Source organism: Tenacibaculum ascidiaceicola (assembly GCF_047470925.1).
GTDB classification, from domain to species: Bacteria; Bacteroidota; Bacteroidia; order Flavobacteriales; family Flavobacteriaceae; genus Polaribacter; species Polaribacter discolor.
Genome location: NZ_JAZKJP010000006.1, coordinates 38,258 through 64,441, shown reverse-complemented (window position 1 = coordinate 64,441; position 26,184 = coordinate 38,258). Strand labels below are relative to the sequence as shown.

At 32.2% G+C, this 26,184-nt stretch carries 29 protein-coding genes; 20 read left to right on the top strand and 9 right to left on the bottom strand.

Going from position 1 to position 26,184, the window contains the following annotated elements; all coding sequences use genetic code 11:
• The first annotated feature begins 119 nt into the window (after window positions 1-119).
• Window positions 120-1,091 carry an FAD:protein FMN transferase gene (locus tag VBY68_RS07300; RefSeq protein WP_241210174.1) on the top strand — a complete coding sequence of 324 codons (972 nt, stop codon included), beginning with the start codon at window positions 120-122 and terminating at the stop codon, window positions 1,089-1,091.
• On the opposite strand, the gene VBY68_RS07295 is transcribed toward VBY68_RS07300, so the two are convergent.
• From VBY68_RS07295 to VBY68_RS07265, 7 genes are all read right to left on the bottom strand, one after another.
• The gene (locus VBY68_RS07295) at window positions 1,088-1,858 is read right to left on the bottom strand and encodes a class I SAM-dependent methyltransferase (RefSeq protein ID WP_121146249.1); all 771 of its coding nucleotides are present in this window, start codon (window positions 1,856-1,858) and stop codon (window positions 1,088-1,090) included. The two genes, VBY68_RS07300 and VBY68_RS07295, sit on opposite strands and share 4 nt — an antisense overlap.
• 3 nt (window positions 1,859-1,861) lie before the next feature.
• Window positions 1,862-2,680 (bottom strand): type I methionyl aminopeptidase, encoded by an 819-nt coding sequence (gene map, locus VBY68_RS07290; RefSeq protein WP_415269346.1) that lies wholly within the window; start codon window positions 2,678-2,680, stop codon window positions 1,862-1,864.
• Window positions 2,681-2,709: 29 nt separating this feature from the next.
• A complete protein-coding gene (locus tag VBY68_RS07285; protein WP_099215749.1) occupies window positions 2,710-3,240 on the bottom strand; it encodes a thioredoxin family protein in 531 nt (176 codons plus the stop codon).
• Window positions 3,241-3,251: 11 nt separating this feature from the next.
• Window positions 3,252-4,769 (bottom strand): 2,3-bisphosphoglycerate-independent phosphoglycerate mutase, encoded by a 1,518-nt coding sequence (gene gpmI, locus VBY68_RS07280; RefSeq protein ID WP_124589535.1) that lies wholly within the window; start codon window positions 4,767-4,769, stop codon window positions 3,252-3,254.
• Window positions 4,770-4,817: 48 nt separating this feature from the next.
• The gene (locus VBY68_RS07275; RefSeq protein WP_274640789.1) at window positions 4,818-5,087 is read right to left on the bottom strand and encodes a hypothetical protein; all 270 of its coding nucleotides are present in this window, start codon (window positions 5,085-5,087) and stop codon (window positions 4,818-4,820) included.
• 10 nt (window positions 5,088-5,097) lie between these two features.
• The gene (locus VBY68_RS07270) at window positions 5,098-5,355 is read right to left on the bottom strand and encodes a hypothetical protein (RefSeq protein ID WP_099215752.1); all 258 of its coding nucleotides are present in this window, start codon (window positions 5,353-5,355) and stop codon (window positions 5,098-5,100) included.
• A 73-nt stretch (window positions 5,356-5,428) separates the two neighbouring features.
• Entirely contained in the window at window positions 5,429-6,196 is a 768-nt protein-coding gene (locus tag VBY68_RS07265; RefSeq protein WP_415269345.1) for a M48 family metalloprotease, read from the bottom strand.
• Between the two features lie 115 nt (window positions 6,197-6,311).
• Between VBY68_RS07265 and VBY68_RS07260 the strand changes: the two genes are divergently transcribed.
• On the top strand, window positions 6,312-8,069 hold the full coding sequence (locus VBY68_RS07260; RefSeq protein ID WP_415269344.1) for an aromatic amino acid hydroxylase: 1,758 nt from the start codon (window positions 6,312-6,314) through the stop codon (window positions 8,067-8,069).
• A 34-nt stretch (window positions 8,070-8,103) separates the two neighbouring features.
• On the top strand, window positions 8,104-8,385 hold the full coding sequence (locus tag VBY68_RS07255; protein WP_099216052.1) for a rhodanese-like domain-containing protein: 282 nt from the start codon (window positions 8,104-8,106) through the stop codon (window positions 8,383-8,385).
• 11 nt (window positions 8,386-8,396) lie between these two features.
• Here VBY68_RS07255 and VBY68_RS07250 read toward each other — a convergent pair whose 3' ends face one another.
• The gene (locus VBY68_RS07250; protein WP_415269343.1) at window positions 8,397-9,347 is read right to left on the bottom strand and encodes a GSCFA domain-containing protein; all 951 of its coding nucleotides are present in this window, start codon (window positions 9,345-9,347) and stop codon (window positions 8,397-8,399) included.
• 111 nt (window positions 9,348-9,458) lie between these two features.
• On the opposite strand from VBY68_RS07250, the gene VBY68_RS07245 reads away from it, so the two are divergent.
• The 17 genes from VBY68_RS07245 (at window position 9,459) to VBY68_RS07165 (ending at window position 23,465) form a co-directional block, all read left to right on the top strand.
• Complete coding sequence (locus VBY68_RS07245; protein ID WP_415269342.1) at window positions 9,459-10,352, top strand: MerR family transcriptional regulator; 894 nt, start codon at window positions 9,459-9,461, stop codon at window positions 10,350-10,352.
• Window positions 10,353-10,563: 211 nt separating this feature from the next.
• Window positions 10,564-11,520, top strand: coding sequence for a fasciclin domain-containing protein (locus tag VBY68_RS07240; protein WP_415269341.1), 957 nt, complete (start codon window positions 10,564-10,566; stop codon window positions 11,518-11,520).
• Window positions 11,521-11,598: 78 nt separating this feature from the next.
• The gene (locus VBY68_RS07235) at window positions 11,599-13,080 is read left to right on the top strand and encodes a phytoene desaturase family protein (RefSeq protein ID WP_415269340.1); all 1,482 of its coding nucleotides are present in this window, start codon (window positions 11,599-11,601) and stop codon (window positions 13,078-13,080) included.
• Window positions 13,064-13,906, top strand: coding sequence for a phytoene/squalene synthase family protein (locus tag VBY68_RS07230; protein WP_415269339.1), 843 nt, complete (start codon window positions 13,064-13,066; stop codon window positions 13,904-13,906). The genes VBY68_RS07235 and VBY68_RS07230 overlap by 17 nt, the downstream gene beginning before the upstream one ends.
• Window positions 13,903-14,349 (top strand): hypothetical protein, encoded by a 447-nt coding sequence (locus VBY68_RS07225; RefSeq protein WP_415269338.1) that lies wholly within the window; start codon window positions 13,903-13,905, stop codon window positions 14,347-14,349. The genes VBY68_RS07230 and VBY68_RS07225 overlap by 4 nt, the downstream gene beginning before the upstream one ends.
• Window positions 14,346-14,801 carry a sterol desaturase family protein gene (locus VBY68_RS07220; RefSeq protein WP_099215761.1) on the top strand — a complete coding sequence of 152 codons (456 nt, stop codon included), beginning with the start codon at window positions 14,346-14,348 and terminating at the stop codon, window positions 14,799-14,801. Before VBY68_RS07225 ends, VBY68_RS07220 begins: the two co-directional genes overlap by 4 nt.
• Window positions 14,798-15,499: a lycopene cyclase domain-containing protein gene (locus VBY68_RS07215; protein WP_415269337.1), complete on the top strand. Its 702-nt coding sequence runs from the start codon at window positions 14,798-14,800 to the stop codon at window positions 15,497-15,499. Before VBY68_RS07220 ends, VBY68_RS07215 begins: the two co-directional genes overlap by 4 nt.
• Window positions 15,486-15,959, top strand: a complete 474-nt coding sequence (locus VBY68_RS07210; RefSeq protein ID WP_415269336.1) for a TspO/MBR family protein — start codon at window positions 15,486-15,488, stop codon at window positions 15,957-15,959. Before VBY68_RS07215 ends, VBY68_RS07210 begins: the two co-directional genes overlap by 14 nt.
• Window positions 15,960-15,962: 3 nt before the next feature.
• Window positions 15,963-16,616, top strand: a complete 654-nt coding sequence (locus VBY68_RS07205; protein ID WP_121146237.1) for a TetR family transcriptional regulator C-terminal domain-containing protein — start codon at window positions 15,963-15,965, stop codon at window positions 16,614-16,616.
• A complete protein-coding gene (locus VBY68_RS07200) occupies window positions 16,613-17,923 on the top strand; it encodes an ABC1 kinase family protein (RefSeq protein WP_099215764.1) in 1,311 nt (436 codons plus the stop codon). The genes VBY68_RS07205 and VBY68_RS07200 overlap by 4 nt, the downstream gene beginning before the upstream one ends.
• Window positions 17,924-17,979: 56 nt before the next feature.
• Window positions 17,980-18,537, top strand: a complete 558-nt coding sequence (locus VBY68_RS07195; RefSeq protein ID WP_237270897.1) for a flavin reductase family protein — start codon at window positions 17,980-17,982, stop codon at window positions 18,535-18,537.
• Window positions 18,534-19,952: an SDR family oxidoreductase gene (locus tag VBY68_RS07190; RefSeq protein ID WP_415269335.1), complete on the top strand. Its 1,419-nt coding sequence runs from the start codon at window positions 18,534-18,536 to the stop codon at window positions 19,950-19,952. The genes VBY68_RS07195 and VBY68_RS07190 overlap by 4 nt, the downstream gene beginning before the upstream one ends.
• Before the next feature lie 2 nt (window positions 19,953-19,954).
• Window positions 19,955-20,632 (top strand): SDR family NAD(P)-dependent oxidoreductase, encoded by a 678-nt coding sequence (locus tag VBY68_RS07185; RefSeq protein ID WP_415269334.1) that lies wholly within the window; start codon window positions 19,955-19,957, stop codon window positions 20,630-20,632.
• Between the two features lie 3 nt (window positions 20,633-20,635).
• Window positions 20,636-21,160 (top strand): CIA30 family protein, encoded by a 525-nt coding sequence (locus tag VBY68_RS07180; protein WP_415269333.1) that lies wholly within the window; start codon window positions 20,636-20,638, stop codon window positions 21,158-21,160.
• Window position 21,161: 1 nt separating this feature from the next.
• Window positions 21,162-21,704 (top strand): glutathione peroxidase, encoded by a 543-nt coding sequence (locus VBY68_RS07175; protein WP_415269332.1) that lies wholly within the window; start codon window positions 21,162-21,164, stop codon window positions 21,702-21,704.
• Window positions 21,704-22,189 carry an SRPBCC family protein gene (locus tag VBY68_RS07170; protein ID WP_415269331.1) on the top strand — a complete coding sequence of 162 codons (486 nt, stop codon included), beginning with the start codon at window positions 21,704-21,706 and terminating at the stop codon, window positions 22,187-22,189. Before VBY68_RS07175 ends, VBY68_RS07170 begins: the two co-directional genes overlap by 1 nt.
• The gene (locus tag VBY68_RS07165) at window positions 22,179-23,465 is read left to right on the top strand and encodes a cryptochrome/photolyase family protein (protein ID WP_415269330.1); all 1,287 of its coding nucleotides are present in this window, start codon (window positions 22,179-22,181) and stop codon (window positions 23,463-23,465) included. The genes VBY68_RS07170 and VBY68_RS07165 overlap by 11 nt, the downstream gene beginning before the upstream one ends.
• Before the next feature lie 37 nt (window positions 23,466-23,502).
• Here VBY68_RS07165 and alaS read toward each other — a convergent pair whose 3' ends face one another.
• Entirely contained in the window at window positions 23,503-26,118 is a 2,616-nt protein-coding gene (gene alaS, locus VBY68_RS07160) for an alanine--tRNA ligase (protein WP_415269329.1), read from the bottom strand.
• Window positions 26,119-26,184 lie beyond the last annotated feature (66 nt).

Sequence of the window (26,184 nt, the reverse complement as noted above, 5' to 3'; positions counted from 1 at the left end):
TTTTTTTAGATGTATTTATTAATAGTTAAGCAAATTTATAAAAATGAAGACACAAAAAAGAGAATTAACAATCTTTTATGAAGTGTGAAAGCATTATTTTTGTGACTAAATTTTTAAAGATGATTAAAAGGATAACGCTTTTAGTAGTTTCATTATTGTTAGTAATAGCTTGTAAAGAAGAAAAAAAAGAAAATATAACTAAGCTACAGGGAGCGGTTTTTGGAACTACCTATCATATAACTTATTTGAATACTGTTAATTATCAAAAATCTATTGATAGTTTGTTTGTTTTGGTAAATAAATCATTGTCAACATACATGCCTACTTCAGATATTTCAAAAATAAATCAGGGAGATACTACGGTAGTGGTTGACGATATGTTTGTTGAAGTATTTGATAAAGCAAAAAGAATTTATAAAGAAACTGATGGCTATTTTGATCCGACAATTGGAAGGTTGATTGATGCTTATGGATTTGGGTCAGGTAAGGAAAAAAAGAATCTAACTACCGAGGAAATTTCAGTCTTAATGGAACATGTGGGGTTTGATAAAGTTTCTTTAAAGGATAGAAAAGTTCATAGAGAAAGCTCAGATATAGAGTTTAATGTAAATGCTTTTGCTAAGGGATATGGTGTAGATGTGGTAGGAAGATTTTTAGAATCAAAAAACATTCATGATTATTTAGTAGAAATAGGAGGTGAGATTAGAGCTAGAGGGACAAAAGATGGAAAATTATGGAAGGTAGCTATTGAGAAACCAAATGTTGACGGAACACGCTCTATTCAAAAAGTAATTGAATTGGATAATGAGTCAATGGCAACTTCTGGAAATTATAGAAAGTACAAGGTAAATGCTGAAGGGAAAAAGATAGTACATACGGTAAATGCAAAGACAGGATTGGCAGAGGAAAGTAACTTGCTAAGTGTGTCGGTTAGATTAAAAGGAGATTGTGCTGATGTAGATGCGTATGCAACTGCTTTTTTAGCAATGGGCTTAGAGAAAACTAAAGCGTTTTTAGAGAAACATCCAGAGTTGAAAGTGGTGTTGTTATATCACAATGAAGCAAATGAGTTAGCAGAGTATATTAACTAGTTTTTATAACATACAGGCAAAATTTCGCCTTTCATTAAAGCAAATCGTTCTAGTTTTTCTGGAGCGATTTTTTTTGTGTAGTCTATTTCATCAACTTTAAAACCTATAGAACGTAGTTTGTCAAAATAATCACGACCGTATACGCGAACATGGTCATACTGGCCGAATATTTTTGCACGCTCTTTTGGATCAGTAATCGAATCGTCTTCAAAAGTAATTTCTCTAGATAAATCTTGAGGAATTTGAAAAATACCAAACCCACCAACTTTCATTACACGATACAATTCTTGCATTGCTTTCGTATCGTCAGAAATGTGTTCTAATACATGATTACAAAATACTACATCAAAAGAATTTTCTTTAAAAGGAAGGTCACAAATATCTGCTTTTACATCTGCTATAGGCGATTCTAAATCAGAAGTAGTATATTCTAAGTTCGTTTGTTTTCTAAAAACATCCAAAAAGCATTGCTCAGGAGCAATATGTAATACTTTTAACTTTTTATCTGAGGAGAAAAAGTTACTCTCTTGTTGTAAGAAAAGCCACATTAAACGATGTCTTTCTAGAGATAGGGTAGAAGGAGATAGTGCGTTTTCACGTTGTTTTCCGTAACCGTAAGGTAAAAATTTCTTAAATGATTTTCCATCAATAGGATCTGTGAAATTATCACCTTTTAGCCACCAAGCAATAACTGGGCGAGCCCAATAACTAGCTTTAATTAATATTGGTCTTGGAATTGTATTTAGTATTACTTTAAATAAAGACACAAATTATATGACTAATGGTTGTTGTCTGAATTCATCTTCCTCGTTGCTTTCAACACCTAATGCATCGTATATATACTTAAAGGTAGATAATAACTCAGGTTTGCCGTCAATAATAGCTATATCGTGTTCGAAGTGTGCAGATGGTTTTCCGTCTAAAGTAGTAATTGTCCATCCATCACTATGTTGACGGATTTTATGAGTTCCCATATTGGTCATAGGTTCAATGGCTACTACCATACCTTCTATGAATTTTTTACCACGACCTCTGCGTCCGTAATTAGGCATTTCAGGATCTTCATGCATTTTGCGTCCTAATCCGTGACCTACTAATTCACGAACAACACCATAGCCATGCTTTTCTGTGAAGTTTTGAATAGCAAAACCTACATCTCCAACACGATTTCCTACTTTAAATTCACGAATACCTACATATAAACTCTCTTTAGTAACGTCAAGTAGTTTTTGAGTTTCGGGAGCAATTTCACCCACAGCAAATGTGTAGGCATGATCTCCATAGAAATCATTTTTTATAGCGCCACAATCAATAGAAATGATATCACCTTCTTGTAAAGGTGTGTTATTTGGGATTCCGTGAACTACTTGTGAGTTTGGACTCATGCAAAGAGTGTTTGGGAAATCATACAAGCCTAAAAAACCAGGAATGGCACCTTGCTCACGAATAAAGTCTTCGGCAAGTTTATCAAGATACAATGTAGTAACTCCAGGTTTTACTTCTTTAGCAAGCATACCTAAAGTTTTTGATACTACTAAAGCACTTTCGCGCATTAATTCAATTTCTTCTCTAGTTTTTGGTTTAATCATGGTAAAAATATTGAGGCGCAAATTTACAGTTATTTTTGATATGGATGTTTGTATTCTTGACCAGATAGTATTTTTAAGAAATCTTCTTCAACTGAGCTATCTTCAATAGCATGTTCTACAAAACGACCAATTTCTTTTCCATCTTTATAAAATATAAAGGTTGGAACTCTAATTACATTAAAGCCTTCTTCTAGTCCGTTGGCTTTTTTCTGACGGTTTACAGTAACCAATTCAAGGTTCTTATAGTCGAACTCTGCTTCGTCTAAAATTTTATAAAAATTAGGGATTTCTCTTTTACTGTCTCCACACCAAGTTCCCATAAAACCTTTTATTTTTATATCTTTTAAGTATGGTTTTAGTTTTTCTACGGTACCCTTATCTGTTTCGTAATATGAATAAAAATCGTTGAACCAATCACTTCCATATGGTTCTTGTTGAAAGTCTTTTTTGGTGGCAATACCAACTAAATTTCCATTTTCGTTTTTTGTTGCCAGGTTCTTGGGTGTTGACGCACAAGAAACAATAAGTAGGGTTACAAAAAAGTATACGATTTTTTTCATAAGGTTTATTTTTAAATAAGCGAATGTTGTGTCATTTCTTCAGGTTGCTCAACGCCCATTAGTTTTAAAATAGTTGGAGCAACATCGCCCAAAATACCACTTTTTATTGATTTTAATTCTTTATCAATTAAAATCATAGGCACTGGGTTTGTAGTATGGGCTGTATGTGGTGTTCCGTCTGGGTTAATCATTGTTTCACAGTTTCCGTGATCTGCAATTAAAATAGTAGTGTAGTCGTTATCTAGTGCTGTGGTAATTACATCTTTTACACAATCATCAACCGCTTCACAGGCTTTAACAGCAGCTTCAAAAACTCCTGTATGTCCTACCATATCACCATTTGCAAAGTTTAAACACACAAAATCAACATCACCGCTTTGTAGTTCGGGAACAATAGCATCTCGTATCTCATAAGCGCTCATCTCAGGTTTTAAATCATAAGTAGCTACTTTTGGTGACGGACATAGTAAACGTTTTTCACCTTTAAACTCTTCTTCTCTTCCGCCTGAGAAAAAGAAAGTTACGTGTGGATATTTTTCTGTTTCAGCAATTCTTATTTGACTTTTCCCTGCCGATTCTAATACTTCACCCAAGGTGTTTTCAATGTTCTTTCCGTCGTAAATAACATGAATATTGTTAAACGTGTCATCATAGTTTGTCATAGTAACAAAATACAATGATAACTTTTTCATGTTGAACTCAGGAAAATCTTTTTGACTTAAAACTTCTGTTAACTGACGCCCTCTATCGGTTCTAAAATTGAAGAAAATAACAACATCGTCTTCTTTAATTGTAGTTTTTGGTTGTTCGTCTTCATCAACCATCACAATTGGTTTAATGAACTCATCGGTAACGTCTGTATCATAACTTTGTTGAATACTAGCTGAAGCATCCGAAGAAAAAGAGCCTTCTCCTTTAACTAAGGCGTTGTAAGCAAGTTGTATACGTTCCCAACGATTATCACGATCCATAGCATAGTAACGACCGGTAATTGTTGCCAATTCACCTGTGGTTTTTTGCATATGTTCTTGAATGTCGTTGATGAAGTATTTCCCTGATTTTGGATCGCAATCACGTCCGTCAGTAAAAGCATGTAGGTATACGTTATCTAAACCAACATTGTTAGCTGCAGACAGCAATCCTTTTAGATGGTCAATATGAGAGTGAATTCCTCCATTGGAAACCAATCCTAAAAAATGAACATTTTTATTGTTTGCCTTTGCATATTCAAAAGCGTTTAGAAGTTCCTTTTCTTGTGCTAAAGTTCCATCTTTTACAGCCTTGTTGATTTTAGCTAAGTTTTGATATACAATTCTACCAGCACCTAAATTCATATGTCCAACTTCTGAATTTCCCATTTGTCCTACAGGTAAACCAACATGTTCGCCATCAGTTCTTAATTGTGCATGTGGGAATTTATCGTATAACGAATTTATAAATGGGGTTTTAGCGTTGTATATGGCCGATACTTTTGGATCTTGGGTAATTCCCCATCCATCCAAAATCATTAAAATTACTTTCTTGTTCATTTGTTGTGTGTTGCACTGCAAAAGTAAGAAAGATTTTTGGGGAATATTTTAGGAATTCACAAAAACAAAAGCAATGTATATTAGTATAGAGAAGATTATGAGGATGCCAATGCTATTTTTAATGTATTGAGTTTTATTTTTCTTTAAGGTTTGTAGGCGTATTTTATCAAGTTCCTTTTTGTTAGCACACCTATCAAAATATAATTTATCACTGTTTTCTTTTTGAAACCGTTCTAGTTTATCAAAAGCACTAACTCTTTTTCTTTTATTGTTTTTTAAACTGGTTATCATTGCAGATACCGCTCCACCAAAACTCATAGCAAATTTTTTAAAAGTATATAAAGTAAATTAAAAGAATAAGAAAAAGAGTGAAAAACAATATTTTTTTAAGTAAAGCTTTCTGGTTTTCTTTCTTTACTTTTTTTCTTATTTCATTAAGTTGTTTTTGAGAGGCTTTTTTATCCGTTATAGTGTAATTATTTTCATTGGTAAGTTGACCTAATTTTTTTAATGTATTAGGTTTGTTTCTTTTAAGGTGTTGAACAGTTTTGTTCATTTCTGATGCTGGACCAAAACCAAAACTCATAGCAAATTAATTTTAGGATACATCTATTTGTATATTTAATTAGTTAGATGTTACAAAAAGCAAAAGGATAATATTACTTTCCATATTTACGAATAGCCTCTTTAATTTTCTCAATTCTGTTTTCAGGGTCTGGATGTGTACTTTGAAATTCAGGAATTCTATTTGGTCCTGCTGCAGCTTTTAAAATTTCCATTACGCCAATTAAGTTTTCAGGGTCATAGCCAGCATCAATCATTAGCTTAACACCTAATTCATCACTTTCTAATTCGTCGCCTCTACCATTTTTTAACAAAGTTTGTTGTCCAATACTATTAGCTAATTGCCCTAAATCAGCACCAACAGAAGCTCCCATGGTTAAAAGTTTCCAAAAATTTGCATCAGTAATTCGTTCATTAGAATGTTTCCCTAAAACATGACCAATTTCATGTCCTAAAACTCCTGCTAATTGATCTTCGTTTTTTAATTGAGAGAACAGGGCATGAGTAATAAAAACCTGTCCGCCTGGTAAAGCAAAAGCATTAATAGTTTTTTCGTCTCTTAATAAATGAAAATCGAACTGATAACCAGATTTTTTAGCTACCGTGTTGTTTACAAGTTTTGCACCAACTTTGTCTACAAGTGCTTGAGCATTTTCGTTAGGATATAAACCTCCATGCTGTTGAGCCATTACAGGAGCTTGTTGTAGTCCGATAGCGATTTCTTGTTCTGGAGATAAGCTAACTGCTTGTGTTTTTCCTGTGTAAGGGTTTACCTCTTGTTGACTGCATTTACGTAAATAAGCAAAAGCAACTATAGCTATGCCTATAAGTAAACGAGTTTTTAAGCCTCCTTTAATTTTCATCAATAAGTTGTTTTATTAGTCCCGAAAGTAAAAGTACAAAATATATAATTTAACGGATATCAATTTTTTGTGAACTATAAAAAACTTAAATTTACACAGCAAAACAAACAACATTATGGAGCCTCACTTTGAATTAAACGAAGTTACTAAGAAGTTACCCAAACACTTACATAAATTTGTGGTAAAACAACCGTACGATGAATATACTGCTCAGAACCAAGCAGTATGGCGTTATGTAATGCGTATGAACGTAGATTATTTAGGGAAAGTAGCGCATGCTTCGTACTTAGATGGATTGAAAAAAACAGGTATTTCAGTAGAGAAAATTCCTCATATGCAAGGGATGAACCGTATTTTAAAAGAAATAGGTTGGGCAGCAGTATCTGTTGATGGTTTTATACCACCAAATGCTTTTATGGAGTTCCAAGCATACAACGTGTTAGTGATTGCGTCTGACATGCGTACTATAGATCATATTGAATACACGCCTGCCCCTGATATTATTCATGAAGCTGCAGGGCATGCACCAATTATCGCAAACCCAGAATATGCTGAGTATTTACGTCGTTTTGGAGAAATTGGAGCAAAAGCGATTTCTTCAGCAAAAGATTACGAAATGTATGAGGCTATTCGTTTATTGTCTATCTTAAAAGAAGATCCAAATTCTACTCAAAAAGAAATTGATGAAGCGCAAGAAAAAGTGGAGTGGTTACAAGATAATATGGGAGAGCTTTCAGAAATGGCTCAAATAAGAAATCTACATTGGTGGACGGTTGAGTATGGATTAATAGGAACTCTTGATGATCCGAAAATTTATGGAGCTGGATTGTTATCTTCTATAGGAGAGAGTAAATGGTGCATGAAAGATGAAGTAGAAAAAGTTCCATATACATTAGATGCTGCAAATGTAAGTTTTGATATTACAAAACCTCAACCTCAATTATTTGTTACGCCAGATTTTGCTCATTTAAGTTTGGTGTTGGAACAGTTTGCTAATAAAATGGCAATACGAACAGGGGGATTAAAAGGGATAGAAAAACTAATAGACTCTAAAAATTTAGGAACTATTGAGTTGAGTACTGGTATTCAGATATCTGGGGTTTTTACAAATGTAATAACAGATGAGAATAATAAAGCTATATATATACAAACTACAGGACCTACTGCCTTAGCAAATAGAGATAAAGAGTTAATAGGTCACGGTATAAATTATCATGCTGAAGGTTTTGGTAGTCCAATAGGAAAGTTAAAAGGAATTAATATTCCGATAGAAAACATGAGTCCACGTGATTTGAAAGCTTATGGAATTTACGAAGGAGAACAAGTTACGTTAGAATTTGAAGGAGGGGTAAAAGTAGTTGGAGAAGTTATTACAGGAACAAGAGATTTAAGAGGTAGAATTTTATTGATTTCTTTTAAAAACTGTACTGTAACTCATGGTGACACATTGTTATTTCACCCAGATTGGGGAGTGTATGATATGGCAGTTGGTGTTGAGGTAGTGTCGGCTTTTGCTGGATCTGCTGATGTAGCTTCATTTGGAGATGTAGGAAAAGTATCGGAAACTAAAACGCACAAAATTCAGTATTCTGATTCAGATAGAAAGTTATATAGTTTGTATGACAGAGTAAGAGGGTTAAGAGAGGGTGGCATGGTTTCTGAGGAAGACATTGAGGAAATTTTTACAGAAGTAAATTTGAAGTTTAAAAATGATTGGTTGTTGCCGTTAGAATTGTTAGAATTGGCAACACTAAACAATTTTTCAATAAAACAAACGTTACGTGAATATCTTGAAAACATGAAAAGTAACAAGAGTTACACTACGTTAATAGAAAACGGTTTACTTTTGTTGGAAAATTACCAAGAAGTATAAAATGGGATTATTTAATTTATTTAGAAAGAAGAATATGAGTAACGAAATACAGGAATATTTAGCTAAAGGAGCGATTGTATTAGATGTAAGAACTTTAGCGGAATGGAATGAAGGGCATAGCGAAGGAGCTAAGCATATTGTGTTAGCTACGATTCCTACAAATGTAGAGGAAATTAAATCGTGGGATAAGCCAGTAATTGCAGTATGTAGAAGTGGAGGTAGAAGCGGGCAAGCAGCACAGTTTTTACAAAACCATGGGGTTGATGTAATCAACGGTGGTCCATGGCAAAATGTAGATCAATATTTAGTAAAATAAATATATAAAGATTAAAAATTTATAAAAGGAAATGCTTGTAAAAGTGTTTCCTTTTTTTGTTGTAGCTTTTTTAAAAATAACTGATGTGCTTCAGAGTTTGGATTAAAGGGTTTGTGGTTTAATCCTCTTTGAATGGTGTCAACTTGTTGCATGGTTTGATATGAACCTTCCGCAATCCAAACCTCTTTAAACTTTTTCCAGATATAATTAATAGCTGTTTGGTTCGGGTGAATCATATCTTCATTGTAAAAACGATAATCACGTAGCTCGTCCATCATAATTTCATACGAAGGAAAATAGTAAATAGCACTCCTTGGTTCTACTACTTCATGAATAGCTGAAAGTAAATGTGCTTTACTTCGTTGATTCTCTGTAAAACCATCTTTAAGATGACGAACAGGTGATACTGTATAAATAACCGATATGTTTTTATTAACTGATTTTACAAGAGAGTTAATAGCTTTTAAGCTTTCAGAAATTTCGTCAACACTTAATAGTTCTTTTAAAAATTTTTTCTGAGGAACTTTGTGGCAATTAGCAACTATAGTGTCTGAGGTGATTTCTCGATATACCCAAGCGGTACCTAGTGTAATGATAAGGTGTGTGGTGTTTAGTAGTTGCTCAAAAGTTTGTTGTATGGATAAATTTAAGCTGTTTAATAATTCATTTTTATTTATAGCGCTTAAACTTGAATGTGCTTCAAAAGAGTGCCAGCGTTCATTGTGAAAAAAAACATCTTTGTCAGTATATTTTTCTTTGTTTAGGGCTTTTATAATTAAATTTTCAATAGCCTTAGGGTGGAATAAAATCCCAAAAGGATTTTGTTTTGACTGAAACTTATAATAATCAAGTTTATTACCAATATTTTCAGAAAAACAAGAACCAAGCAATAATAATTTGGATTGATAACTAATTTGATTATGTTTTTGTTTTGTAAGTGGTATTTGTGTCTGAAAATTCATGATTTTTAAGAAAAATAACTATCAAAAATAAGTATAAAATATTCATAAGAAGCACTATAAGTTCGTAGTTTGTGAAAATTTGTATCTTTGTTCAAAAGAATTCAGAATAAATTGAACAATATAAAATCTACTTTCACAATTAAAGACCTGGAAAATATTTCAGGAATTAAGGCCCATACTATTCGAATTTGGGAGAAACGATATAATCTGTTATCACCTGATAGGACAGATACAAATATTCGTTATTATTCTTCTGAGAACTTACAGAAGTTGCTTAATGTAGTGTTGTTGAATAAAAACAATATAAAGATTTCTAAAATAGCTGAAATGTCTGATGATACAATCGTTTTAAAAGCTAGAGAGTTGGCTTTTAAAATGGCTGTAAATGATGAAGCAATAAACTCTTTTAAGTTGGCAATGTTTCAGTTTGATAAAACGTTATTTAATAATGCTTACAACAGGTTGCTTAAAAGAAAAACGTTTAGAGAAATCTTCAAAGACGTTTTTGTGCCTTTTTTAAATCATATAGGATTGTTGTGGCAAACAGACACGTTGTTGCCAGCGCATGAGCATTTTATTTCGAATTTAATTGTCCAAAAAATTCAAATAAACATAGAGAAGTTAGAGTATTCTAATAATAATTCAGAAATGAGTTATGTGTTATTTTTACCTGAAAATGAGATTCATGAATTAGGATTGATGTACCTAAATTATGAGCTTATACTAAGAGGATATAATACGATTTATCTAGGGCAAAGTCTGCCTTTAGATAATTTAGATTGTTTTTTTAAAAGTAAATCGAAAGTTTGTTTTATTACATCTATGACTGTTCAGCCATACGATGATAAAGTAGAAGAATATTTTTCAGAAATTGAAGCTGTACTTGAAAACACTAGCCATGAATTGATTGCTATAGGAAACAAAGCGATGGCTGTTGATAATGTAGATTTTAAAGCTAAAATAACAGTGTATTCTTCCCTTAAAATATTTTTAAATCAGTTCTAATTTTTTTTGATCTATTTAATTTTGTTTATTTTTTATTTGTTTTTGTTAAACAAAAAGTGTAATTTTGACTAATGTTTTGATTTTCAAGACATATTTTTTTAACGAAACTAATTTTGTTTAATGTTTTTTAGTATAAAATAAACAAAGTCTGCCGAAGCTGAAAAGTAGACTATAAAAAATAAGAGTAAGCAATAATTTAAAGTGTGAAATTATGAAAGTAAAGAATTTGACCTCGGTGTTGTTTTTGGGTTTGTTTTTAAGTTTTGGTTTATTAACATCATGTAGTGATGATGACCCAGTAATAGAAAAACCAAAGAATATAGTTGATTTAGCAGTTGCAGATTCTAATTTAAGTGTTTTGGTTGCAGCTTTGCAAAGAGCTGATTTAGTATCAGCATTACAAGCTGACGGACCTTATACTGTTTTTGCTCCAACTGATGCAGCATTTCAGGCGTTGCTAGATAGCAATGACTCATGGAATTCATTAGATGATATTCCGGTAGAAACATTAAAGTCGGTATTGTTATTTCATGTGATAAGTGGTGAAGTAAAAGCGGCAGATTTATCTAATACTTATGTGAATACCTTATCAACAGGTCCAAATGATGAGATGTTGTCATTACAAATAGAAGTTGATGGAGCAGCGGAGTTTAATGGAGATTCAAAACCAATTGCTACAGATGTTATGGCTTCAAACGGAGTTATACATACAATAGATAAAGTAATGTTACCAGCTAATGTAGTGACCTTAGCGTTAAATAATAGTGGTTTTACTTCTTTGGTAGCAGCATTAACAGATAGCCGTCATACTACAGATTTTGTTTCTTTATTAAAAGAGGATGGACCATATACAATCTTTGCTCCTACAAATGATGCATTTCAAGCATTGTTAGATAGTAATGATTCTTGGAGTTCATTAGCAGATATTCCTATTGCAACATTAGAAGCAGTATTAAAGTATCATGTGTTTGCGGGAGGAAATGTGCAGTCAGATGAATTAAGCGACGATCAAGAAATTACAATGTTTGATGGCAATATAGTTACAGTTGATTTATCTAGCGGAGCAAAATTAGATACAAGTTCAGGGCAATCTGTTGTAATCTCTTTAACCGATGTGCAAGGAACTAATGGAGTAATTCATGTAGTAGATAGTGTTCTTTTACCTTAGTTTTATAGTAATGTGTTGATTACGAGTGAAAACATTTTTTCACTCGTAATTAATTTAATTATATTTATAAGAAATAATTTGAAAAAAAAAGTATACATAATAGGTTCAGGATTCTCTTCTTTGTCTGCATCATGTTATTTAGCCAAGGCTGGCTATGAAGTAACTGTGTTAGAAAAAAACGCTACCATTGGTGGGAGAGCAAGACAATTATTGAGAGAAGGGTTTACTTTTGATATAGGTCCTACATGGTATTGGATGCCAGATGTTTTTGAAAAGTTTTTTGGAGATTTCGGTAAGAAGCCATCAGATTACTACGAGTTAGAAAGATTAAATCCGGCTTATGAAGTATATTTTGGAATAAATGATTCAATTGTAATTCCAGGAACACTAGAAGAGATTTATGAAGTTTTTGAAAAAGAAGAAAAAGGAAGTTCAAAACATCTTCAGTCTTTTTTAAAGTCAGCAAAATATAATTATGATGTTTCTATAAATGATTTAGTTTATAAACCTGGTGTCTCTCCTTTAGAATTAGTAACTCCAGTTACTATGAGTAAAATATTTCAGTTTTTCTCTACAATTAGACATGAAGTAAGAAAGAAAATTAAAAGTAAGAAGCTGATTCAAATTTTAGAGTTCCCAGTATTGTTTTTAGGTGCAAAGCCTAGTAATACACCTGCTTTTTACAATTTTATGAATTATGCTGATTTTGGCTTGGGTACATGGCACCCAAAAGGAGGTATGTATAAGGTAATTGAGGCTATGACCACGCTTGCTACTAGTTTAGGGGTAGCGTTTCAAACTAATGCAAATGTAGAAGAGATTGTAGTAAATGATAAAGGAGATACAATTGGTGTTGCGGTAGATGGAAAACTAATGGAATCCGATATAGTGTTAAGCGGGGCAGATTACCATCATACAGAAACACTACTTCCTAAATATTTAAGACAGTACTCAGAAAGTTATTGGGATAAAAAAACATTTGCGCCTTCATCATTACTCTTTTATGTGGGGTTTGATAAGAAATTAAAAAATGTATGTCATCATACACTGTTTTTTGATACAGATTTTGATGTGCATGCAAAAACAATATATGATGTTCCCAGTTGGCCAAAAGAACCATTGTTTTATGCGAGCTTTCCCTCAATAACAGATGGTTCTTTTGCGCCTAATGGAAAAGAAGCTGCTACTTTTTTAATTCCATTAGCGCCAGGTATAGAAGATACTCCAGAGTTAAGAGAGCGCTATTTTAACATTATAATAGAGAGGTTAGAAAGATTGACAAATCAATCCGTTAAAGAACACGTGTTGTTTAAAGAAAGCTTCTGTGTAAATGATTTTATAAAGGAGTATAATTCATATAAAGGAAATGCCTATGGTTTAGCAAATATTTTAACGCAAACAGCATTTTTAAGACCCAAGATAAAAAGTAAAAAAGTAAAGAATTTATTTTTTACAGGACAGTTAACAGTACCAGGACCAGGAGTTCCTCCGTCTTTAATTTCAGGAAAAATAGCTTCAGATTTAATTTTAAAAACGTACAAAGATGAAACAATTATTTGATGAGGTTTCTTACGCATGTAGTAAGTTAGTAACTCAAAAGTATAGTACCTCATTTTCGTTAGCCACGAAGATGTTATCACCCAAAATACGTGCTGATATTTATAATATTTATGGTTTTGTACGCTTTGCAGATGAAATAGTAGACTCTTTTCATAAATATGATAAAGAGCAATTACTGTTAAAATTTGAAAGAAATTATTATGAATCTAAGAATAGAGGAATTAGTTTAAATCCTATTCTAAACTCTTTCATACATACTGTAAATAAGTATAAAATTTCTGATGATTTAATACAGTCGTTTTTAAAAAGTATGAAAGCTGATTTGTACAAAACAGAATATACAACTACAGAAGAGTATAATGAATATATCTATGGTTCTGCAGATGTTGTTGGGTTAATGTGTTTAAAGGTTTTTGTAAATGGAAATCAGCAAAAATATGAGGAGCTAAAAGAGCCTGCAATGCGTTTAGGATCAGCGTTTCAAAAAGTAAATTTTCTAAGAGATCTGAAAGAAGATTTTAACGAATTGAATAGGTCTTATTTTCCAAACATCAATTTTGGAGATTTAAGTGCGGAAGGAAAAAATACAATTATTAAAGAAATAGAAGACGATTTTGACTTTGCTTATAAAAATGGTATTTTAAAGCTACCAGTTGAAGCAAAATTCGGAGTTTACATGGCGTATAGGTATTATAAAAAGTTATTAAAGAAACTGCAAGATACGCCTTCAACAAAAATTATGGATACTAGAATTAGAATTTCAAACCCTATGAAAATTAATCTTCTAGCAAGAAGTTATGTAAGGTATAAATTGAATTTAATATGATAAAAAGTGGTATCTTAGGAGTACTGTTTTTTATGTCGATTATAGGCTTCAATAATGCACCTGATTTTGTTGTAGAATACCATGAATTAGCTACTAAAGAAGCAGAATTATCTTACATAAAAAAATATAAAAACAGTAAAGAAGTAAGTATACAAGCCTATGTAGTTTCTTTACAAATGAAGCAGGCAAAATATAAAATGATGCCGTGGAGTAAATTGAAAGTTTTTAATACAGAAAAAAATAAACTAGAAACACTAATTTCAAAGAATCCTAACAATATTCATTTAAGATATGTTCGCTTAGTAATACAAGAAAATACACCAAGTATTTTAGGATATAAATCGTCTATAAAAAAAGATAAACAGTTTTTAAAAGAAGCACTCCAAAAAAAAGACAGTACAAATTATTTACATACATATATAATTAACAATACATCATTATGAATATAGCAATTTACATAGCAGTTACTACACTAACATTTATTGTTATGGAAGGAGTTACTTGGTGTACTCATAAATATGTAATGCATGGTTTTGGATGGTATTTACATGAAGATCATCATCAACCAGGATATCCACATGTGTTTGAAAAAAACGATGCCTTTTTCGTGGTTTTTGCTATTCCTAGTATGTTGCTTTTTTACTTTGGAATTCATCCAGAATTAAATGTTTTGTTTTTCATAGGTCTGGGAATATTATTTTATGGTATTGCTTATTTCTTGGTACACGATGTATTAATTCATAGAAGATTTAAGTGGTTTGACAAAACAAATAACCAATACTTAAAAGGATTACGAAAAGCACATAAAATTCATCACAAACATTTGGGAAAACAAGACGGAGAATGTTTCGGTATGTTGTTTGTGCCCTTTAAATACTTTAATAAAAGACAGTGAGTCAGTATTTGTATCTAATATTAAACCTAGGTAGTTTAAGTATTCCGCTATTATATAGTGTTTTTGAAAAAAAATTACACTTTATACAATATTTCAAACAAGCAGCGCTTAGTATTTTATTAGTCGCCTTGTTTTTTTTGGTTTGGGACAGTTGGTTTACGCAAATAGGAGTGTGGGGTTTTAACCCTGATTACCATTTATCCTTAAAATTACTGCACATGCCAATAGAAGAATGGATGTTCTTCTTTTGTATACCCTATGCATGTTTATTTACACATGAAGCATTAAAATTTTTATTTCCAAAGTTTAAAATGTCAAAGTCAATGACAGTAATCATAAGCTTTTTACTCATAGTTTTAGTGAGTTTATTATTGATTTTTAACTTCGGGAAATGTTATACAACAGTTAATTTTATGCTATTTTTATTACTGTTGGGCTATGCGTTAAAATATCATTTGAATACGTTACAAGAATATTATCCAAGCTTCTTGGTAATATTAGTTCCTTTTTTAATCGTCAACGGAATTTTAACAGGAAGTTTTATAGAAGAACCAGTTGTTTGGTATAACAACTCAGAAAACTTAGGATTTAGAATTTTCACCATACCCTTTGAAGACATTTTTTATGCATTTACAATGTTGTTTTCAGTACAATTAATCTTCAATTCTTTAAAAAGAAAAAAACTTGAAAGAAAATAAATACATACGATTTTTAATATTCCTAATAGCTAATTTTTCAGCTTTAGCTATTGGAGCTTGGTTAATGAACGAAGGACCAAGAACAGATTGGTACTTATCTTTAAACAAAGCTCCATGGACACCAGCAGGTTGGGTTTTTGGAGCAGTATGGACAACCATTATGGTATTGTTTTCTGTATATATGACTAAAGTGAGTTTCCAACATGAATTTTTAAACAAAAAAGTACTCATTTTATATATAGACCAATGGGTTTTAAATGTAAGCTGGAATTATATTTTCTTCAATCAACATTTAACAAAACTAGGTTTAGTAGTAATCGCTTTATTGTGGATACTCGTAGGTTATTTCACTTTTGAGTATTTAAAAAAAGTAAAATGGTACACACTATTTATTCTTCCATATCTAATATGGATGACGATTGCAACTAGCCTAAACGCATACATTGTATTAAACAATTAAATCATGGCAAAAAAAAAGAACATAACTCAAGAAAAAATAATAGAATGGTATATGAACGCTGTACTATCAGCAGGTAAACCAAACTCCATATTTTCTTTCGCGCAAGAAAACAACTTTGAAGAGTCAGGCTTTTACAAACATTTTTCAAGTTTTGAAAGTTTAGAAAAAGCTATTTTCGGAGTTTTTGCAAAAGAAACTATTCACTTATTGCATAAAACAGAGGCATACAAAGACTATTCATCAAAAGATAAACTATTAAGTTTTTACTTTACTTTTTTTGAACTGTTAACAGCTAACAGATCGTACGTGTTGTTGCAATTCAAGGAAATGAAAACCGACTTTTCAAGATTATCTGTATTGAAAGAGTTGCGAGTAGAATTTATTGATTTTGTAAACGGATTAGATCTTGAAAAAATTGACTTTAAAAATGAAAAAGTAAATAAAATTCAAGATAAAACTGTTGCAGAAGGATATTGGATGCAGTTACTAATGATCTTAAAATTTTGGATAGATGATGAATCACCTAATTTTGAAAAAACAGATCTTTTTATAGAAAAATCAGTCAAAGCAAGCTTTGATATTCAGCAAATAGCACCTGTAAAAAGTGTGATTGATTTAGCAAAGTTTTTGTGGAAAGAAAAATCACCAATGGTATGAAAACGCTAAATAAAATACCAACCTCAAAAATAGAACGTGCTACAAAACTAGTTTCAACAGGTGTAAAAGTAGGTGTAAATTATGCTAAATATTACGGTAATAAAATCACTAAATCAGAAGAGGAAGCTAAAAAGCAGCTTAATGAAGATAATGCTACCGATATTTATGATGGGTTAAAAGAGCTAAAAGGTTCAGCATTAAAAGTAGCGCAAATGCTAAGTATGGAAAAGAATATTTTACCCAATGCTTATGTAGAAAAATTCTCATTATCTCAGTTTTCAGTACCACCATTATCAGGACCTTTGGTAACCAAAACATTTAAAAAATACTTCAGCAAAACACCTAATGAAGTTTTTGATACGTTTACGGCAGAATCAGTAAATGCAGCAAGTATAGGACAAGTTCATAAAGCGACGAAAGATGGAAAAAAGTTAGCTGTAAAAATTCAGTATCCTGGAGTAGCGGATAGTATTTCAACCGATTTAGCAATGGTAAAACCCATTGCGATGAAAATGTTTAACATTAAAGGTGAAGGCTCTGACGAATACTTCAAAGAAGTTGAAGACAAACTTTTAGAGGAAACTAATTATGAATTAGAGCTAGCTCAGAGTAATGAAATTGCTGATGCATGTAAACATATTCCAAATTTAAAATTTCCAAGCTACTATCCAGACTTGTCATCAGATAGAATTTTAACGATGGACTGGATGGATGGGGTTCACCTGTCAGAATTTACTAAAGAAGAACAAACTGAAGATGTTTCAAACAAACTAGGGCAGGCTTTGTGGGATTTTTACATGTACCAAATGCACAAGCTAAAAAAAGTACATGCAGACCCACATCCAGGAAACTTTTTAGTATCCAAATCAAACGAACTTATTGTTATTGATTTTGGATGCATGAAAGAAGTTCCTGAAAGTTTTTATGTGCCTTATTTTGAATTAGCAAAACGAGAGAATATAGATAATCCTACCTTCTTTGAAAGCAAACTGTATGAGTTAGAAATCTTAAGAAAAGACGATACCCCAGAAGAAATAACCTTTTTTAAGTCACTTTTTTATGAGATGTTATCACTCTTTACACAACCTTTTCAGCAAGAAGAATTTGATTTTTCTGATGAGGTTTTCTTTGGGAAAATAGCTGATTTAGGTCAAAAATATGCCAAGAGTACAGAACTAAAAAAGATGAATGGGAATAGAGGGTCAAAACACTTTATTTATATTAATAGAACATTTTTTGGTTTGTATAACCTAATGCACGATTTAAAAGCAAACAAGGTAAAAATAAATAATTTTAATACGATATAATGCATATTACACGTCAAGAAATAGACGAGTTTCCTCATCTTTATAAAATAAATTTGATGAATAGTATTTCTGGTTATAAACCAGCAAATCTTATTGCGACAAAATCTAATGACGATATTACCAATGTAGCGGTGTTTAGCTCTGTAGTGCATTATGGTTCAAGTCCAGCAATACTAGGTTTTGTGCTGCGTCCCACAACCGTTGTGAGGAATACATATAACAATATCAAAGAAACGGGTTACTACACAATTAATGCTATTAATGAAGCAATGATAGAGGAGGCGCATCATACCTCGGCTAAATATCCGTCAGAAATTTCAGAATTTGATAAAACAACACTTTCGGAAGAATTTAAAAATAACTTCCATGCTCCATTTGTGGCAGAGTCACCCTTACAAATAGGAATGAAGTTTTTAGAAGAACATCATATAAAAGCTAACGGAACTATTTTAGTTCTGGGAGAAGTTACTGATTTGTATTTTAATGACAATATGCTTTCAGAAGATGGTTTTTTAAACCTATCCAAAGAAAAAGTAGCTGCAATTAATGGATTAGATACCTATATGGTTGCAGAAAACTATACAAGATTATCATATCAAAGACCAAAGGAATGAAAATCTTAGTTACAGGCACAACAGGTTATATAGGAAAACGATTAATTGTTAGGTTGCTGGAAAATAACCATCAATTAGTCTGTTGTGTTCGTGATTTAGATAGAATACCAGATGAGTTTGAAAACAATCCGAATGTTACTTTTATAAAAGTAGATTTTTTAAATACAGAAAATACAGTTTTTCCTAAAGATATTGATGCTGCGTACTATTTAATTCATTCGATGGCGACGACATCAGAAAATTTTGAAAACTTAGAATTAACCTGTGCACAGAATTTTAAAAGACTAGTAGAATCTACTAATTGTAAGCAAGTGGTGTATTTAAGTGGAATAGTTAATGACAATTCGCTGTCCAAGCATCTAAAATCAAGATACGAAGTAGAAAAAGAGTTACAATCAAACAGTTATGCCTTAACGACCTTTAGAGCAGGAATTATTGTAGGAAGTGGAAGTGCTTCTTTTGAAATTATAAGAGATATTGTAGAAAAGCTTCCAGTAATGGTAACACCAAAATGGTTAAAAACAAAAACACAGCCTATTGCAGTTAGAGATGTATTAGCCTTTTTAGAGAACAGTTTACAGGTTAAAGAGGTCTACAATAAATCTTTTGACATCTGCGGTCCTGAGATATTAACTTATAAGGAAATGTTGTTACAGTTTGCAGAGGTAAGAGGGTTTATAAGATACATTTATACACTTCCAGTATTAACACCAAAACTATCTTCTTATTGGCTGTATTTTGTAACATCCACATCTTTTAACCTAGCACAAGCCCTAGTGGATAGTATGAAGGTTGAAGTAATCGCAAAACCAAGTAACATTAATACGTTACTTAATGTGGAGCCCATAACCTATAAAGAAGCAGTAGCATTAGCATTTCAAAAAATAGAGCAAAACGAAGTAATTTCTAGCTGGAAAGATGCCATGAGTAGTGGAGTTTTTCACGATCAATTGGCAAAACATATACAAATACCTCAATACGGCTGTTTTAAAGATATAAGAGTTAGAGAAATACAAAACGAGGAGAACACATTACACAAAATTTGGAGCATCGGAGGAGAAACAGGGTGGTACAAGTTTAATTCTCTTTGGAAGATAAGAGGATACGTGGATAAACTTTTTGGAGGTGTTGGATTGCGAAGAGGTAGAAGACACCCCACTGAATTAGAACCAGGAGATCCACTCGATTTTTGGAGAGTATTGTTAGCAGATAAAAAAAATAAACGATTGATTTTATTTGCAGAAATGAAGTTGCCTGGTGAAGCATGGTTAGAATTTAAAATAGAAAAAGGTAAGCTACATCAAAGAGCCATTTTTAGACCCAAAGGAATTTGGGGAAGAATGTATTGGTATAGCGTTTTACCTTTTCATGCATTTGTATTTAAAGGAATGATTAATCATTTAATAAAAGCGTAATTATGAAAACAATTGTAGTAGTAGGAGGCAGTAGTGGCATTGGTAAAGCAATTATTGATGATTTAAAAGACACTCATAAAATTATCAATATAAGTAGAACCCAACCAGAAACTCATCAACATATAACACATTACACTTGTGATATAACAAAAGATGAACTTCCAGAGTTAGAGGAAGTACATGGATTGGTATATTGTCCAGGAAGCATTAATTTAAAATCATTTTCAAGATTAAAAATAGCTGATTTTCAAGCTGATTTAGAAATAAACGTAATAGGAGCAATTAAAACACTGAAAGCTTATGAAGGGGCTTTGACAAAAAATAAAGGAAGCGTTGTGTTGTTTAGTACTGTAGCTTCGTTTTTAGGAATGCCTTTTCATGCAAGTATCGCAACAAGTAAATCAGCAATTGAAGGACTAACAAAATCATTAGCGGCAGAATATGCAACCAAAATCCGATTTAATGCCATTGCTCCTACAGTAACCGATACACCATTGGCTGCTCGTTTATTACGAAATGAAAAGCAACAAGAAAGTTTACAAAACAGGCATCCGTTAAAAAAATATTTAAAAGCAGAAGAAGTAGCAGGATTAGCAATCTTTTTACTTTCAGACGCAGCTGCTTCAATGACAGGACAAATAATTCCCATTGATGCTGGAATTGTAAGTGTAAAAATGTAGAAAATGAAATGGTTTTTAATTCTAAGTTTTCTTATGTGTTTGAATGATGAAATTATAATTTTTGATAAAGACAACAACACACAAAAGTGGTATATCACTAACGATACTTTAATGGGCGGTGTTTCTAATTCATCCGTTAAGATTAATAATGAAGGAAATCTTGTTTTCTCAGGAAGAGTTTCAACTGAGAATAATGGAGGGTTTGCTATGACCAGAATGTCAACGGCTATAAATTTAAATAACCAACATTCAAAAATTATATTAAGAGTAAAAGGAGATGATAAGCAATATCAATTACGATTAAAGTCAGACGAATCTCAACGTTATTCTTATGTGCAAGCATTCAGAACCAACAAACAAGAACAAGAAATTGTACTACCACTAAAAGGATTTTATCCCGCTTTTAGAGGTAGAAAGTTAAGCTTTGGTAATTTTTCTGCTAACCAAATAAAAGAAGTAGCAGTTTTGATAGGAAACAAAAAAGACGAAAATTTTTCGTTAGAAATCATAAAAATAGCAATTCAATAAAATGAACACAGTAAAAATATTCTTAATCATGGTATTATTTAGTTTTTCAGGAAAAGCACAAACAGTTGCTCCTAAAGAATCGTTATACGATATAAAAATAGAGGGAATTGATGGGAAAAATTTAGACCTTAATCAATTTAAAGGAAAGAAAATACTATTTGTAAATGTAGCATCAAAATGTGGCTTTACAAATCAGTATGAAGGTTTACAAGAACTATACTCAAAACACAAAGATAAGTTAGTAATTGTAGGTTTACCATGTAATCAATTTGGTGGGCAAGAACCAGGAACAATAAAAGAAATTCAATCATTTTGTAGTGTAACCTATGGAGTAGATTTTCCTATGACAGAAAAAATTGAGGTTAAAGGAGAAAATCAACACCCGTTGTACCAATGGTTAACACAAAAAGAGAAAAATGGAAAAATGAGCTCTTCAGTAAAATGGAATTTTCAAAAATATTTGGTAGATGAAGAAGGAAGGCTAATTGACGTTTTTTATTCAATCACTAAACCAATGAGTAAGAAAATCACCAAACTGTTATAATGATTCATTTCAAAAAACATTCAGGAATTTATACTTTATCAACAGAGCAAATTTTAAACGTTCCGTTACAGCAAGCGTGGAATTTTTTTAGTTCTCCAGAAAACTTACAAAAAATAACCCCTTCACACATGGGGTTTCAAATTACTTCTGAAGTTGATAAAAAAGCGTATGCAGGTCAAATAATTACCTACAAAGTAGGGATTTTACCAGGTATAAAGTCTAGTTGGGTTACTGAAATAACACAGGTAAAAGAACAACAGTTTTTTATAGATGAACAGCGATTCGGTCCTTATAGCATGTGGCATCACGAACATTGGTTTGAAGAGTTGCCAAATGGAAAAACATTAATGAAAGACAAAATATCATACAAAATACCTTTTGGTTTTTTAGGACACATAGCCCAGTCAATCTTTATAAAAAGGCAGTTAAAAGGAATTTTTGAACATCGCTATAGTACGTTAGAAAAACTATTTAATGGAAAATAAAGTATCGTTTTTTTGGTTTCGTCGAGATTTACGTTTAGAAGATAACAAAGGACTACATGAAGCCCTGCAAACAGGTCATAAGGTAATACCATTATTTATTTTTGATGAAGATATTTTAGAAAACCTTCCTAAAAATGATGCGCGTGTAACGTTTATTTATCAAACGCTACAACAACTTTATAAAGAGTTAAGAAAGCATCAATCATCTCTTATAATTAAAAAAGGAAAACCTCTAGAAGTTTGGAGGGAACTTATAGGAGAATATACGATTCAGGGAGTTTACACAAATAAAGATTACGAACCTTACGCAACTAAAAGAGACAAGGAAATAGCTGACTTTTTAACATCAAAAGGAATAAGATTTAATGCTTTTAAAGATCAAGTAATCTTTGAAGAAAACGAAGTTTTAAAAAATGACGGAACTCCATATACAGTTTTTACACCCTATAAAAACAAGTGGTTGCAAAACTTCTCTGAAAAGAAAGATACGCAAGATTTTACGATTGACTTTGCTAACTTTTATCATTTTTCATCTGAATCTCCATCATTAGCTTCCATAGGTTTTGAAGAAAGTACAATTAAAGTAAAACAATATAACTTATCTAATTTGGATTCGTATGATGAGGTGAGAGATTTTCCTGCTGAAGATAAAACTTCATACTTGTCGCCATATCTGCGTTTCGGATTGGTAAGTACTCGAAAAATGGTTCGATTTGCTTTAAAAACCAACCAAACTTTTTTAAGTGAGCTGATTTGGCGTGAGTTTTTTATGCAAATTTTATATCACTTTCCAAAAGTAGTTACCCAGAACTTTAAACAAAAGTACGATGCAGTTCCTTGGAGGAATAACGAGGAGGAATTTAAAAAATGGCGTGCAGGTAAAACAGGGTATCCTATGGTAGATGCAGGTATGCGAGAGTTAAATGAAACAGGATACATGCATAACAGAGTACGAATGATTACTGCTGGGTTTTTATGTAAACATTTATTGATTGATTGGCGTTGGGGAGAAGCGTACTTTGCAGAAAAGTTATTGGATTATGACCTGTCAGCAAATAACGGAAATTGGCAATGGGCAGCAGGTACGGGTTGCGATGCAGCTCCGTATTTTAGAGTATTCAATCCAGAATCACAGTTAAAAAAGTTTGATAAAGACTTACAATATGTTAGAAAATGGGTAAAAGACTTTGATGAGCTAACCTATCCGCAACCAATAGTGGAACATAAATTTGCGAGAGAACGAGCGATAAGTACATATAAAAACGCACTGCAATAAAAAAGGTTCAGAATTTTCTGAACCTTTTTAGTATGTATTAAGCGATATAGTCTTTTGCTCTCTCTAATGCTTTTGGAATTCCACCAGGATTTTTACCACCAGCGGTTGCAAAGAAATTTTGTCCACCACCACCACCGTGGATTAGTTTTCCTAATTCTCTAACAACTTTACCAGCATCGTATCCTTTTTCATTAGCTAAGTCTTTAGAAATATAACAAGTTAACATAGCCTTTTCAGCAGAAGGGGCAGTAGCAAATACCACAAATAAATTGTTAATTTCTCCACCTAACTCAAATAATAAGTTTTTAATGCTGTTAGGATCTAAATCTACTTTAGTTGCTAAAAACTGAACTCCATTTACCTCTTGTAACTGGTTTTTAAGTTCGCCTTTCATGTTTTTAGCTTTATCCTTTAATAGTTGCTCAACTTGCTTTTTCAAAGCAGTATTTTCATCTTGTAAACTACTTACCGATTTAGCAACATCTTTAGGGTTTTTCAATAACTGTTTTACTGCATCGTAGTTACGCTCAACATCTTCAAAATAATCACCAACAGCTACATTAGTAATTGCTTCAATCCTTCTGATTCCAGCAGCGACAGCACCTTCCGATTTTATTTTGAAATACCAAATATCACCAGTTTGTTGTACGTGTGTACCTCCACATAACTCCATTGATTGTCCAAAACGAATGGTACGAACACTATCACCATATTTTTCACCAAATAAAGCTACAGCACCTTCGTCAATAGCTTGTTGCATTGGTATATTTCTTTGCTCTTGTAATGGGAGATTTTCACGAATACGAGCATTTACGAATTCCTCAACAGCCTCTAATTGATCATTATCTACTTTAGAGAAGTGAGAAAAGTCAAAACGTAAATAATCAGGACTAACCAACGAACCTTTTTGTTCTACATGATTTCCTAAAATAGTACGTAAAGCTTGGTGTAATAAGTGTGTAGCTGAGTGGTTACTAGCAGCTAAGTTTCTATGTTCTTTATTTACAACAGCCTTAAAAGTTTCGTTTAAGTTTTTAGGTAAATTCTTGGTGAAATGAATGATAACATTGTTTTCTTTTTTGGTATCAATAACATAAATAATATCACCATTAGGAGATTCAATATATCCTTTGTCACCAACCTGTCCACCACCTTCTGGATAAAAAGGAGTCATGTTGAATACCAGTTGATATTGGTCACCACCTTTTTTGGTACTAACTTTTCTGTAGCGAGTTAATCTTACATTGGTAGTTAATATATCATATCCGATAAACTCTTCAACATCATCATCTAATAAAGTAACCCAATCACCAGTTTCACTTGCAGAAGCTGCACGAGAACGCTCTTTTTGAGCTTTCATACCTGCATTAAATTCCTCTTCATTAATTTCATACCCCTTTTCACGAGCAATTAACTGCGTTAAATCTAAAGGGAATCCATAGGTGTCATATAATTCAAAAGCACGTTTACCAGATACAGTTTTACCATTAGTAGTTGCAATAACTTGGTCTAATAATAATAAACCTTGATCTAATGTACGTAAGAAAGAGGTTTCTTCTTCTTTAATTACATTGTGTACTAAAGTGTTTTGTTTTCTAATTTCAGGGAAAGCACTTCCCATTTGGTGTGCTAAAGTTTCTACTAACTTATAAATAAAAGGCTCTTTCTGGTTTAAGAAAGTAAAACCATAACGAATAGCACGACGTAAAATTCTACGTATTACATAACCAGCACCATTATTACTTGGTAATTGACCGTCTGCAATAGCAAAAGCAACAGCACGAACGTGATCGGCAATTACACGAATAGCAATGTCAATTTTTTCATCTTTTCCGTACTTAGCACCAGTAATTGTTCCTATCTCACGAATTAAAGGAGTAAATACATCAGTATCGTAATTAGATTGAACACCTTGTAAAACCATACATAAACGCTCAAATCCCATACCAGTATCAATATGTTTCGCAGGAAGTTCAACCAAAGAACCATCTGCTTTACGATTGTATTGCATGAATACCAAGTTCCAGATTTCAACAACCTGAGGGTGATCTTCGTTTACTAACGATTTTCCATCCACCTTAGCTTTTTCTTCAGCAGAACGAATATCTACATGGATCTCAGAACACGGACCACAAGGACCTTGCTCACCCATTTCCCAGAAGTTATCCTTTTTATTACCCATTAAGATACGATCTTCAGCAATGTATTGCTTCCAAATATCGTATGCCTCTTGATCCATTTTTGTACCGTCCTTTTCATCACCTTCAAAAACAGTTACGTACAAAATGTCTTTATCTACTTTGTAAACTTCAGTTAATAATTCCCAGGCCCAAGCAATAGCTTCTTTCTTAAAGTAATCACCAAAACTCCAGTTACCTAACATTTCAAACATGGTGTGGTGGTAAGTATCGTAACCAACCTCTTCCAAGTCATTATGTTTACCAGAAACACGTAAACACTTTTGGCTATCAGAAACTCTACCATTTTTAGGAGTTGAGTTTCCTAAGAAAAACTCTTTAAATGGCACCATACCAGCGTTGGTAAACATTAAAGTAGGGTCGTTCTTTAACACCATTGGTGCTGAAGGAACTATTTCGTGTTGTTTTGATTTAAAAAAATCTAAAAATTTAGCTCTAATATCTTGAGATTTCATACAACTCTGGGTATCTGGATTTTGTTAAAATATGTTTAAAAAACTGCTTATAAAAAGAAGTTTTAA

What these genes read in the sequence shown, in the direction of transcription:
- VBY68_RS07185 (WP_415269334.1), top strand. Translation starts at nt 19,955, where the DNA reads ATGAAAACAATTGTAGTAGTAGGAGGCAGTAGTGGCATTGGTAAAGCA.
- VBY68_RS07230 (WP_415269339.1), top strand. Translation starts at nt 13,064, where the DNA reads ATGAAACAATTATTTGATGAGGTTTCTTACGCATGTAGTAAGTTAGTA.
- VBY68_RS07170 (WP_415269331.1), top strand. Translation starts at nt 21,704, where the DNA reads ATGATTCATTTCAAAAAACATTCAGGAATTTATACTTTATCAACAGAG.
- VBY68_RS07180 (WP_415269333.1), top strand. Translation starts at nt 20,636, where the DNA reads ATGAAATGGTTTTTAATTCTAAGTTTTCTTATGTGTTTGAATGATGAA.
- VBY68_RS07205 (WP_121146237.1), top strand. Translation starts at nt 15,963, where the DNA reads ATGGCAAAAAAAAAGAACATAACTCAAGAAAAAATAATAGAATGGTAT.
- VBY68_RS07275 (WP_274640789.1), bottom strand. Translation starts at nt 5,087, where the DNA reads ATGAGTTTTGGTGGAGCGGTATCTGCAATGATAACCAGTTTAAAAAAC.
- VBY68_RS07260 (WP_415269344.1), top strand. Translation starts at nt 6,312, where the DNA reads ATGGAGCCTCACTTTGAATTAAACGAAGTTACTAAGAAGTTACCCAAA.
- VBY68_RS07190 (WP_415269335.1), top strand. Translation starts at nt 18,534, where the DNA reads ATGAAAATCTTAGTTACAGGCACAACAGGTTATATAGGAAAACGATTA.
- VBY68_RS07265 (WP_415269345.1), bottom strand. Translation starts at nt 6,196, where the DNA reads ATGAAAATTAAAGGAGGCTTAAAAACTCGTTTACTTATAGGCATAGCT.
- alaS (WP_415269329.1), bottom strand. Translation starts at nt 26,118, where the DNA reads ATGAAATCTCAAGATATTAGAGCTAAATTTTTAGATTTTTTTAAATCA.
- VBY68_RS07165 (WP_415269330.1), top strand. Translation starts at nt 22,179, where the DNA reads ATGGAAAATAAAGTATCGTTTTTTTGGTTTCGTCGAGATTTACGTTTA.
- VBY68_RS07225 (WP_415269338.1), top strand. Translation starts at nt 13,903, where the DNA reads ATGATAAAAAGTGGTATCTTAGGAGTACTGTTTTTTATGTCGATTATA.
- VBY68_RS07270 (WP_099215752.1), bottom strand. Translation starts at nt 5,355, where the DNA reads ATGAGTTTTGGTTTTGGTCCAGCATCAGAAATGAACAAAACTGTTCAA.
- VBY68_RS07300 (WP_241210174.1), top strand. Translation starts at nt 120, where the DNA reads ATGATTAAAAGGATAACGCTTTTAGTAGTTTCATTATTGTTAGTAATA.
- VBY68_RS07200 (WP_099215764.1), top strand. Translation starts at nt 16,613, where the DNA reads ATGAAAACGCTAAATAAAATACCAACCTCAAAAATAGAACGTGCTACA.
- gpmI (WP_124589535.1), bottom strand. Translation starts at nt 4,769, where the DNA reads ATGAACAAGAAAGTAATTTTAATGATTTTGGATGGATGGGGAATTACC.
- map (WP_415269346.1), bottom strand. Translation starts at nt 2,680, where the DNA reads ATGATTAAACCAAAAACTAGAGAAGAAATTGAATTAATGCGCGAAAGT.
- VBY68_RS07195 (WP_237270897.1), top strand. Translation starts at nt 17,980, where the DNA reads ATGAATAGTATTTCTGGTTATAAACCAGCAAATCTTATTGCGACAAAA.
- VBY68_RS07175 (WP_415269332.1), top strand. Translation starts at nt 21,162, where the DNA reads ATGAACACAGTAAAAATATTCTTAATCATGGTATTATTTAGTTTTTCA.
- VBY68_RS07240 (WP_415269341.1), top strand. Translation starts at nt 10,564, where the DNA reads ATGAAAGTAAAGAATTTGACCTCGGTGTTGTTTTTGGGTTTGTTTTTA.
- VBY68_RS07250 (WP_415269343.1), bottom strand. Translation starts at nt 9,347, where the DNA reads ATGAATTTTCAGACACAAATACCACTTACAAAACAAAAACATAATCAA.
- VBY68_RS07255 (WP_099216052.1), top strand. Translation starts at nt 8,104, where the DNA reads ATGAGTAACGAAATACAGGAATATTTAGCTAAAGGAGCGATTGTATTA.
- VBY68_RS07285 (WP_099215749.1), bottom strand. Translation starts at nt 3,240, where the DNA reads ATGAAAAAAATCGTATACTTTTTTGTAACCCTACTTATTGTTTCTTGT.
- VBY68_RS07220 (WP_099215761.1), top strand. Translation starts at nt 14,346, where the DNA reads ATGAATATAGCAATTTACATAGCAGTTACTACACTAACATTTATTGTT.